9 protein-coding genes are annotated in these 10057 nt (G+C 72.3%); 5 read left to right on the top strand and 4 right to left on the bottom strand.

Features of this window, described 5'->3' with window-relative positions; genetic code table 11:
• Positions 1-123 precede the first annotated feature (123 nt).
• Positions 124-633 carry a hypothetical protein gene (locus ACA361_RS37380; protein WP_375019847.1) on the bottom strand — a complete coding sequence of 170 codons (510 nt, stop codon included), beginning with the start codon at positions 631-633 and terminating at the stop codon, positions 124-126.
• Positions 634-1056: 423 nt separating this feature from the next.
• Here ACA361_RS37380 and lpdA point away from each other — a divergent pair, with 423 nt between their 5' ends.
• The gene (gene lpdA, locus ACA361_RS37375) at positions 1057-2460 is read left to right on the top strand and encodes a dihydrolipoyl dehydrogenase (protein ID WP_375019846.1); all 1404 of its coding nucleotides are present in this window, start codon (positions 1057-1059) and stop codon (positions 2458-2460) included.
• A 175-nt stretch (positions 2461-2635) separates the two neighbouring features.
• The gene (gene ddaH, locus ACA361_RS37370) at positions 2636-3484 is read left to right on the top strand and encodes a dimethylargininase (protein ID WP_375019845.1); all 849 of its coding nucleotides are present in this window, start codon (positions 2636-2638) and stop codon (positions 3482-3484) included.
• Here the strand turns inward: ddaH and ACA361_RS37365 are convergent.
• On the bottom strand, positions 3470-4828 hold the full coding sequence (locus ACA361_RS37365; RefSeq protein ID WP_375019844.1) for a nitrate/nitrite transporter: 1359 nt from the start codon (positions 4826-4828) through the stop codon (positions 3470-3472). The genes ddaH and ACA361_RS37365 overlap by 15 nt on opposite strands.
• A gap of 39 nt (positions 4829-4867) precedes the next feature.
• On the opposite strand from ACA361_RS37365, the gene ACA361_RS37360 reads away from it, so the two are divergent.
• Complete coding sequence (locus ACA361_RS37360; protein ID WP_375019843.1) at positions 4868-5911, top strand: hypothetical protein; 1044 nt, start codon at positions 4868-4870, stop codon at positions 5909-5911.
• Here the strand turns inward: ACA361_RS37360 and ACA361_RS37355 are convergent.
• Positions 5889-7334 (bottom strand): wax ester/triacylglycerol synthase family O-acyltransferase, encoded by a 1446-nt coding sequence (locus ACA361_RS37355; protein WP_375019842.1) that lies wholly within the window; start codon positions 7332-7334, stop codon positions 5889-5891. The genes ACA361_RS37360 and ACA361_RS37355 overlap by 23 nt on opposite strands.
• A 252-nt stretch (positions 7335-7586) precedes the next feature.
• Here ACA361_RS37355 and ACA361_RS37350 point away from each other — a divergent pair, with 252 nt between their 5' ends.
• On the top strand, positions 7587-8264 hold the full coding sequence (locus ACA361_RS37350; RefSeq protein ID WP_375019841.1) for a uracil-DNA glycosylase: 678 nt from the start codon (positions 7587-7589) through the stop codon (positions 8262-8264).
• Positions 8265-8273: 9 nt separating this feature from the next.
• Here ACA361_RS37350 and ACA361_RS37345 read toward each other — a convergent pair whose 3' ends face one another.
• Positions 8274-9134, bottom strand: coding sequence for a hypothetical protein (locus tag ACA361_RS37345; RefSeq protein WP_375019840.1), 861 nt, complete (start codon positions 9132-9134; stop codon positions 8274-8276).
• Positions 9135-9267: 133 nt separating this feature from the next.
• Between ACA361_RS37345 and ACA361_RS37340 the strand changes: the two genes are divergently transcribed.
• A complete protein-coding gene (locus tag ACA361_RS37340; RefSeq protein WP_375019839.1) occupies positions 9268-10029 on the top strand; it encodes a lysophospholipid acyltransferase family protein in 762 nt (253 codons plus the stop codon).
• The last annotated feature ends 28 nt before the right edge of the window (positions 10030-10057 follow it).

Below are 10057 nucleotides of genomic sequence, written 5' to 3'. Positions count from 1 at the left end.
ATCAACCGGCTCAAACGCCACCGGGCACTGGCCACCAGGTTCGACAAGCTCGCCGCCCGCTACCAGGCCACCGTCCACATCGCCGCCATCAACGAATGGCTCTGATCAACTTTGAAACAGGCCCTAGGACGCCTTCCGCGCCCGGCGGATCTCCGCCAGGTCGGCGGTGTCCCCCGGCCCGGTCGCCGTCCCGTCCTCGCCATCGTCGCCCGGGCCGTCCAGGTCGTCCTGGTCACTCCGGTCGTCCTGGTCGTCCTGGTCGTCGAAGAGCGCCGGAAGGGCCTGCGTGCGCTGCGGGTCCTCGTTGGGCTCGACCTCCGGGATCGCGACGAGCGCCTGCGTCACCTGCGCCTCCCGGGTGATGACGCCGCTGGCCAGCACGGTGTTGCGGTGCCGCAGCGCGCCGTTCTCCCGGAGCAGGTCGTCCACCTCGCGGCGGGCCCGCGCGATCCGCTTGCTCATCCGCAGGTGGACGTAGAAGCCGCCGGCGGCGGCGCCGAGGAAGAAACCGGCGAGCAGCGGCACCCACATCGCGGCCACGGCGGCGGCGACCAGGGCGATCACCACCAGCAGAGGTCCGGCGTGCCGCTCCGCCCGGTCCAGGACGGCGTTGACGCGCTTCGGGATCCTCACTCGCCATTCCTCCCACGTTCTCTTGTTCGCGTTCTCGAGCGTTCTCGAGCGGGTCGAGCGATCCGGGACGGGCCCGGGCGCACGCGGACGCACACCGCCGGCCGGGCCGGAGGGGTTCGTCGGGGTCGCCGGCGCGCCGGGGCCGGGGCGTGCTCCATCCGGCGCGTGCTCTGCCTTGCCCGGCTCTGCATGAACGACACCGCGGGCTGCGCATGTTCCTGGACGGGTTGAGTTCCGCGCCACAGCGTGCGACTTACACCATCGCCGTCACGCGGGCACCTACAAAATCATAACAGCATGTTACGAAGAAGCCTCAATCGCGGTCATTCAGTCACCGGCCGTGTCTCGCGCTCCCCGCGGGCGCGGGCGGGACGGGGCAGGTCGGGATGCGAACACCGCCCGCCGCGGAATATCGTCCTAAGAATGAGCAATCATTTTGACGTCGTGGTCCTGGGCTCCGGCCCGGGTGGATATGTCGCCGCGATCCGGTCGGCACAGCTGGGGCTGAAGACGGCGATCATCGAGGAGCGCTACTGGGGCGGGGTCTGCCTGAACGTGGGCTGCATCCCCTCCAAGGCCCTGCTGCGCAACGCGGAGCTGGCCCACATCTTCGCCCACGAGGCGGACAAGTACGGGATCAAGGCCGAGGGGCCGGTCTCCTTCGACTACGGCAAGGCGTTCCAGCGCAGCCGCGAGGTCTCGGAGAAGCTCGTCAAGGGCGTCCAGTTCCTCATGAAGAAGAACAAGATCACCACATTCGACGGCCGGGGCACGTTCACCGACCCCAACACCCTCCAGGTGGCCAGGACCGACGGCGGCACCGAGACGGTGACGTTCGGCAGCTGCATCATCGCCGCGGGCGCGCACACCAAGCTGCTGCCGGGGACCTCCCTGTCGGAGCGGGTCGTGACGTACGAGGAGCAGATCCTCAGCTCCGACCTGCCGGAGAGCATCGTCATCGCGGGCGCCGGCGCGATCGGCGTCGAGTTCGCGTACGTGCTGCACAACTACGGCGTCAAGGTGACGATCGTCGAGTTCCTCGACCGGATGGTGCCCAACGAGGACGCCGACGTGTCCAAGGAGCTGGCCAAGCGCTACCGCAAGCTCGGCGTGGACGTCCTGACCTCCACCCGCGTCGACGCCATCGACGACTCCGGCCCCAAGGTCAAGGTCACCGTGACGGGCAAGGACGGGAACCAGCAGGTGCTGGAGACCGACAAGGTCCTCCAGGCGATCGGTTTCCAGCCCAACGTCGAGGGCTACGGGCTGGAGAAGACCGGCGTCCGGCTGACCGAGCGCGGCGCCATCGACGTCGACGGCCACTGCCGCACGTCCGTCCCGCACATCTACGCCATCGGCGACGTGACCGCCAAGCTGATGCTGGCGCACGCGGCCGAGGCCATGGGCATCGTCGCCGCCGAGACCATCGCCGACGCCGAGACGATGGAGCTCGACTACGTGATGATCCCGCGGGCCACGTACTGCCAGCCGCAGGTCGCCAGCTTCGGCTGGACCGAGGCGCAGGCCAAGGAGCAGGGCTTCGACGTCAAGGTCGCCAAGTTCCCGTACAGCGCGAACGGCAAGGCGCTGGGCATGGGCGAGGGCGAGGGCTTCGTCAAGGTGATCAGCGACGCCAGGTACGGCGAGATCCTCGGCGCCCACATGATCGGCCCGGAGGTCACCGAGCTGCTGCCCGAGCTGACCCTGGCCCAGCAGTGGGACCTGACCGTCCACGAGGTGTCCCGCAACGTGCACGCCCACCCGACCCTGGGCGAGGCCATGAAGGAGGCCGTCCACGGCCTCGCGGGCCACATGATCAATATGTGATCCGGACGCTTTCCGACCGGTCGCGGGACCGCGCAACGAATCGCCGTCCCGCGGCCGGGAAAGCAACGGAACACCAGGTCAGCGCAATACCGCGCGGCTGCTGAACCGCCCCGCGGGCTCCTAGGATTTCGATCGTCCGGCCTTCCGATCGATCATTGAAAACCCAGGAGACCGCATGACCGTGTCGCCGGCTCTGGAGCCCGCAGCCCGGCCCGTCCGGACCGCCTCGCGGCGCCGCTACCTGATGTGCCGCCCGGAGCATTTCGCCGTCACGTACGCGATCAACCCGTGGATGGACCCCGGCGCCGGCGCGGACGCCGCGCGGGCCGTCGAGCAGTGGGAGGCGCTGCGCGCCGCGTACCTCGGGCTCGGCCACCGGGTCGACCTGATCGACCCGATCCCCGGCCTGCCGGACATGGTCTTCGCCGCCAACGGCGCGCTGGTGGTCGGCGGCCGGGCGTACGGCGCCCGCTTCACCCACCCCGAGCGCGCCGCCGAGGGCCCGGCGTACATGGAGTGGCTGCGCGGCAACGGCTTCACCGACACCCTCGAAGGGCTGCACACCAACGAGGGCGAGGGGGACTTCCTCACCCTCGACCACGTCATCCTGGCCGGCACCGGGTTCCGTACCGACCTCGCCGCGCACCAGGAGGCCCAGGAGTTCCTCGGCCGCCCCGTGGTGACGCTCCGCCTGGTCGATCCGCGCTTCTACCACCTGGACACCGCGCTGTTCCCGCTCGACGGCGGCAACGTCGCGTACTACCCGGGGGCGTTCTCGCCGGGCAGCCGCGCCGTGCTGGAACGGCTGTTCCCGGACGCGGTCGTCGCCGGCGAGGCGGACGCGGCGGTGCTCGGCCTCAACGCCGTCAGCGACGGCCGCAACGTCGTCCTCAACGCCGAGGCCACCGCCCTGATCGCGACCCTGGACGCGCACGGCTACACGCCGGTCCCGGTGGACCTCTCCGAGCTCCGCAAGGCCGGCGGCGGCCCCAAGTGCTGCACCCTGGAGCTACGCTCCGCCTGACACCTTCTGGCGCCGGCCGAACACGCGCAGGGGCGGGATCTCGATCCCGTCCTCCGCCATCCGGCGGCGGGCGAGCCGCCGCGTCCGGAAGACGCCCGCCAGGCCGATGGCCCACAGGAGGGCCTGGACGGTCCAGGCGGCGCGGAACGCCTCCGGGGTGAAGCCGCCGCCGGGCGACATCGCGTCCAGCACCAGGCCGATCAGCAGGATCGAGACGAGGGCCGCGACGAAGCCGCCGCAGTTCACGATGCCGGTCGCGGTGCCCTGGCGGGACGGCGGGTTGAACGTCCGCGCGAAGTCGAAGCCGATCATGGAGCCGGGGCCGCCCAGCGCCACGCAGAGCACCAGGACGAACAGCAGCCAGTGCGGCGCGGGCGGCGGCACGGCCAGCACCGCCGTCCAGGCGGTGATCATGACGGCGACGATGCCGAGGACCAGCCAGGAGCGGCGCAGCGGGTGGCGGGCCACGAGCCGGCCGACGAGCGGGCCGGCGACCATGGTGGCGAGCACGAAGACGGTGATCAGCGTGCTGGCGGCGCCGGCGGACAGGCCGTGGCCGGAGACGAGGTACGGGAAGCCCCACATCAGCGCGAACGTGTTCGCGGAGAACTGGGTGACGAAGTGCGTCCACAGGCCGAGCCGGGTGCCGGGGTGGCGCCAGCAGGCGCGGAGGTCGCCGCCCACCTCCCGCAGGGACCCGGCGCCGGTGCGGATCGTGCCGGGTGGACCGTTCCGGAGGAAGGCCATCGCGAGCACGCCGACGAGCACGCCGAGGGCGGCGGCCGACGCGAACGCGGGCGTCCAGCCGGGGCCGTGCAGCAGCGCCACGAGGGGCACCGCGCTGAGCACCTGGCCGAGCTGGCCGAGCAGCCCGGTGAGCTGCGTCACCACCGGCACCTGCCGGGCGGGGAACCACCGGGTGACCACGCTGAGCACGCTGATGAACGTCATCGCGTCGCCCGCGCCGACCATGATCCGGGCCGCCACGGCGCCGGCCATGTCGGTGGAGAACGCCAGCAGCGCCTGCCCGGCGGCCATGAGCAGCGCGCCGCCGGCGACCATCACGCGCGGCCCGAGCCGGTCGAGGAGCAGGCCGACGGGGATCTGGAGCCCGGCGTACACGAGCAGCTGCAGCACGGTGAACGAGGCCAGGATGCCGCCGGACGCGCCGAACCGGTCCGCGGCGTCGAGGCCGGCGACGCCGAACGAGGTGCGGTGCAGGATGGCGACGACGTAGGCGAGGATGCCGACCGACCACAGCACCCACGCGATCACGGGGGCCTTGGCCTTCAGGGGGGTACCGGTCTCGGGGGCGGGGCTGGGGGAAGGTCGATCGTCACGCACGTGTATCGACGATATGCGAGGACTGATATGGCTGGTTCGGTGGATGCCGATACGTGGCGAGAAGCACGTGCCCGTCTCACCGCGGAACGGCCGGAGCTGGGCGAGGCCGCGGGCGCGCACTACCCCGGCGTGGCGCGGGTGGAGGGGACGCCGCTGCTGGCCCGGCCCGAGTGGGTGCCCGGCGAGCCGCTGCCGCTGGAGGACCTGCGGGTCGGCTGGGACGACCGGCCCGCGCCCCCGGCCGTCGCGGACCCGCCCGAGGGGCTGCCGCCGGGGTACCGGACGTACGCGGCGGCGATGGCCGGGCTGGCGCGCCCGAGGGTGTTCGAGGACCGGCCGAGCTACCGCCTGCTGGACGCGGACCTCGCGAACGGGACCGGCGGGACGAGGGGCGCGCGGGGAACGCTGTCGTTCGGGCCCGCGCGGTACTTCGACGGTGTCAACGTCGGCGAGGCCGTCGCGCACGAGCTGGCCGCCGGGACGCCGGGGCTGCCGCTGCGGCGGCGGATCGGCGATCCGTGCGACCTCGCGCGCCGGCCGGCCCTGCTCGCCATCACGACGCTGACCGTGACCGAGTCCGGGACGTACGTGCTGCACTGGCGGGACCCGGAGAAGGTCGCGCACGCGGGCGGGCTGCACCAGGTGATGCCGGTCGGGGTCTTCCAGCCGCTGGAGGGCGGGCGGGGGGATCTCGATCCGTGGCGGTGCGTGGTCCGGGAGTTCCACGAGGAGCTGCTGGGCGGGGCCGAGGACTACCCGCCCGGTTTCGACCAGGAGGCGTGGCCGTTCCACCGGGACCTGACCGCGGCCCGCCGCGACGGCCGGGTGCGGGTGCGCTGCCTCGGCCTCGGCGTCGATCCGCTGACGCTCGCGGTGGACCTGCTGGCGGTCGCGGTGTTCGAGGACGCGGCGTTCGGGGAGTTCTTCGGCGGGCTGGTGGCGGAGAACGCGGAGGGGCGGGTCCGCACCGCCGCGTTCGACGGCACGGTCCCCGCCCCGATGCAGCCTGCCGGTGCCGCCGCGCTGAGGCTGGCCTGGCGGCACCGGCGGGTCCTGGGGATCACTCCCGGGCGAGCGCCCTGAGCTCGTCCAGCGCGTCGGTCAGGTGGTCGATCAGCTCGGCCGGGTCGGGGACCAGGTCGCGGCAGGCGACGATGCCGATGTCCACCTTGCCGTCGTAGGAGAACACGGTGATGTTGAGCCCGCCGCTGATGTCGGTGATCACCGAGATCGGGTAGTAGCCGAGCACGCTGGCGCCGCTCAGGTAGAGCGGGAACTGCGGGCCGGGCACGTTGGAGATGATCAGGTTCATCGGCCGCAGGTCCAGGCTCGGCACCACGCTCATCGCCATCCGGGCCAGCGGGCCCATCAGCGGCGCGGGCACCAGCCCGGTGAGGTCCCGCAGCCAGCCGCCCGAGCTCGCCAGGAACCGCCGCTTGCCCAGCTCCATGTCCCGCCGTACGGCGGCGTACCGCTCGGCCGGGTCGGCGAGGTGGGTGGCCAGCGGGGTCGTCATGATCGAGACCTGGTTGCCGGGGTCGTTCTCCCGGCCGTCCTTGCGCAGCGACACCGGGACGCCGGCGACCAGCGGGCCGTCCGGCAGCTCGCCGCGCTTGTCGAGCCACTGCCGCAGCGCGGTCGCGCACACCGCCATCACGACGTCGTTGACGCTGCCGCCGAGCGCGGTGCGGACCTCCTTGATCTCGGCGAGGTCCAGCTCCCCGTACGCGACCGTGCGGTGCCGGCCGATGGGCCGGTTGAACGAGGTGGGCGGCGCGCTGACCCGGGGGGCGCGGGGGCCGCCGTCGCGGCGCAGCACGCCCTGCATCGCCTGCGAGACGAGGCCGACGCCGGGCAGCTGCATGACGCCGGGGATCTCGTCGAGGTGCGGGGCGGTGCGGGCCACCGACAGGGCGCTGCGCAGCGGGTGCGTGGCAGCCTTGAGCAGCCCGGTGCTCAGCATGCTGAGCGCGCCCGGGGCGCGCTGCGGCGCGGCGTCGTCGGCGGGCAGCTCGCGCGGCTCGGGTGACAGGTCGAGCAGCGCGGCGAGCGTCTCGGCGGCGAGGACGCCGTCGATCGCGGCGTGGTGGGCCTTGACGTACACGGCGCAGCGGCCGCCCTCCAGGCCCTGGATGAGGGCGATCTCCCAGAGCGGGCGGCCGCGGTCCAGGGGGCGCTCGTGCAGCATCGCGACCGCTTCGCCGAGCTGGGCGGCGTTGCCCGGCGCGGGGAGGCCGATCTCGAATATGTGCCGTTCGGGATCGAAGTGCGGATCGTCCTCCCAGTACGGGACGTCGAGCCCCAGGGGCACCTCGGCGAGGCGCTGCCGGAGGGGCAGCGCCGCCAGGTGGGCGCGCTCGCGGACGAGCCGGACCACGGCGGCGACGGTCAGCCGCCCGCCGGGGCAGGTCGCGGGGTCGAGCACGCCCAGGCCCGCGATGTGCGCGTGCGTGGTGCTCGTCTCCGCGCTGAGGAAGGTGGCGTCAACGGTCGTCAGCTGGCTCATAGTCGTCCCGTCTCAAGTGCCCTGCGCCGGCCTACCCCTCTAGGAGGTATGAAATACCGCGCGGTACGTCAATGCGGTCAGAAATGAAGTAACGCCGACTTAACTGGAGTTTTCACCGCGTTCAACTGGGAGGTCTCGGGCGCCTCCGGAGCAACACGACCTTCCGACCTGTTGTGGTCAGATAACTTCACTCACACGATCAAGTCCGGTTCCGGAAGCGGGTGTCGGACCCCGGCATTAGGGTGGTCCGCCATGACGGGACGACCACTCTCGGAGATCGTCGACGCGGGCTGGGCCAAGGCCCTCGACCCCGTGGCCGGCCGGATCTCGGCCATGGGCGACTTCCTGCGCGCCGAGGTCGCGGCGGGGCGCCGCTACCTCCCCGCGGGCGCGAACATCCTGCGCGCGTTCACCCACCCCTTCGACGACGTCCGGGTGCTGATCGTCGGCCAGGACCCGTACCCGACGCCCGGCCACCCGGTCGGGCTCAGCTTCTCGGTCGCCCCCGACGTCCGGCCGCTGCCCGGCAGCCTGGTCAACATCTTCCGCGAGTACGGCTCCGACCTCGGCCTCCCCCAGCCGTCCAACGGCGACCTGTCGCCGTGGACCGCGCAGGGCGTCTGCCTGCTCAACCGGTCCCTCACCGTGATGCCGGGCCGACCCAACTCGCACCGCGGCAAGGGCTGGGAGGAGGTCACCGAGCAGGCCATCCGCGCCCTCGCCGCGCGCGGCCGGCCGCTGGTGGCGATCCTGTGGGGCCGCCAGGCCCGCGACCTCAAGCCGCTCATGCCCGGCGTGCCGTGCATCGAGTCCGCGCACCCGAGCCCGATGTCGGCCGACCGCGGCTTCTTCGGCTCCCGCCCGTTCAGCCGCGCCAACCAGCTGCTCCAGCAGCAGGGCGCCGCCCCCGTCGACTGGAAGCTGCCCTAGCGGTCCCCGCTAGGGGAAGTCGGGGAGGCGCATCAGCAGCGAGGCGAACTCGCCGGGCGCCGGGGTGTCCGCGGCCCCCGCCAGGGGGGTGAGGCGGCGCTCGCCGTGGCTCCAGTAGACACCGGGCGCGCACGGGTCATCGGCGTCGGCGTGCATCTCCTTGACGACGTCGGCGAAGACCGGCAGCACCTCCAGCACCGCGGTGGAGGTGATCGGATACAGCAGCAGCGTGCTGTGGCACGGGACGCCGACCAGGGCGCCGTGCCGGTTGGGGCCGGGCAGGAACTGCTCGACCTCGCTCAGCAGCGCCGACACGTAGCGGCTGCCGGGCTTGGTCACCACCCGGACGTCCCGGCCGGGCAGCAGCGGCTGGTCGCGCACCGACACGTCGGCCAGCTCGCGGTCGTGCGTGTTGGTCATCACGTAGCCGAGCTTGCGCAGCCCCAGCAGGCCGGCCCGGGCCTTGGTGAGCGGTCCGCCGTACCGCGGATGCTCGATCATCACCATCGCGTCGAAGTGGTCGCCGGCCGGGACCACCACCAGGCCCTCGCGGTCGCGCGGCGCGAGCTTCGGCACGATGCGCAGCCGCAGCAGCTCGCGCACGTCCCCGAACAGCTCCATCTCGCCGACCGCCAGGAACGCGCGCTGGCCGACCTCCCGGACCCACTCGTCCACCACGCCGGGCCAGGTCTCGCGCGGCTCGCGCGCGCACCGTTCCAGCGCCGTCCAGGTGGAGGCGCGCGCCTCCGACCTCCCCACCGGGAGCACCACCTCGGCGGTCCCGTGGTCGAACCAGGCGCTGGGCGCCACCACCGGCAGCAGGTCCCGGATGAGCGCGTGCACGTCCGCCGCCGCGTCCAACGGTTCCATGCTCATCCCCCTTCACCGGAACATCCAGATCACTCGGCACCACCATCTCAGAGTTGGGGCCCGCCGCGCGATCGTTCGCCGGGTCGGGCGGCTCCGGCCCGGGCCGCGGGCCCCGGTCCGGTACCGTGCATCCATGTCGGAAATCGTGTATCCACCGGTGATCAAGGCGGCCCAGGGGCTCTTCAAAGCACTGAACATCAAGTTCCGCCTTGAAGGGACCGAGCGCATCCCCCGTACCGGTGGCGCGGTGCTGGTCAGCAACCACGTCAGCTACCTCGACTTCATCTTCGCCGGGCTGGCCGCCCACCCCGCCGGCCGGCTGGTGCGGTTCATGGCGAAGAAGGAGATCTTCGACAACCGGATCGCCGGGCCGCTGATGCGTGGGATGCACCACATCCCGGTGGACCGGAACGCGGGCGCCGCCTCCTACAAGGCCGCGCTGACTGCGCTGAAGTCCGGCGAGATCATCGGGGTGTTCGCCGAGGCGACGATCAGCCGCTCGTTCACGGTCAAGGAGATCAAGAGCGGCGCGGTGCGGATGGCGGTGGCCGCCGACGTGCCGCTGATCCCGATCACGCTGTGGGGCCCGCAGCGGATGTGGACCAAGGGCCGCAAGCGCCGGCTGCTGCAGCGCGGCGTCCCGGTGACGATCCTGGTCGGCGAGCCGATGTACCCCAAGCGCGGCGACAACTACGACCAGGTCACCGCGGACCTGCACGCCCAGCTGTCGGAGCTGCTGGAGAAGGCGCAGCGCGAGTACCCCGAGCTGCCGGCCGGCGCCGACCGCTGGTGGCAGCCCGCCTACCTCGGCGGTACGGCCCCCACGCCGGAGCAGGCCGAGGAGCTGGACCGCAAGGAGCTCGAGGCCCGCAAGAACCGCGGAACGGAAGGTTAATTCGGTGGACGCCCCCGCCGGGCGCCCC

Source organism: Actinomadura sp. 21ATH (assembly GCF_041951345.1).
Lineage (GTDB): Bacteria > Actinomycetota > Actinomycetes > Streptosporangiales > Streptosporangiaceae > Spirillospora.
This window is presented reverse-complemented; position numbering and strand designations above follow the sequence as displayed.

Bases quoted from the DNA above. Each gene is read 5' to 3' on its own strand.
- lpdA (WP_375019846.1), top strand. From the start codon at position 1,057: ATGAGCAATCATTTTGACGTCGTGGTCCTGGGCTCCGGCCCGGGTGGA.
- ddaH (WP_375019845.1), top strand. From the start codon at position 2,636: ATGACCGTGTCGCCGGCTCTGGAGCCCGCAGCCCGGCCCGTCCGGACC.
- ACA361_RS37355 (WP_375019842.1), bottom strand. From the start codon at position 7,334: ATGAGCCAGCTGACGACCGTTGACGCCACCTTCCTCAGCGCGGAGACG.
- ACA361_RS37350 (WP_375019841.1), top strand. From the start codon at position 7,587: ATGACGGGACGACCACTCTCGGAGATCGTCGACGCGGGCTGGGCCAAG.
- ACA361_RS37345 (WP_375019840.1), bottom strand. From the start codon at position 9,134: ATGGAACCGTTGGACGCGGCGGCGGACGTGCACGCGCTCATCCGGGAC.
- ACA361_RS37340 (WP_375019839.1), top strand. From the start codon at position 9,268: ATGTCGGAAATCGTGTATCCACCGGTGATCAAGGCGGCCCAGGGGCTC.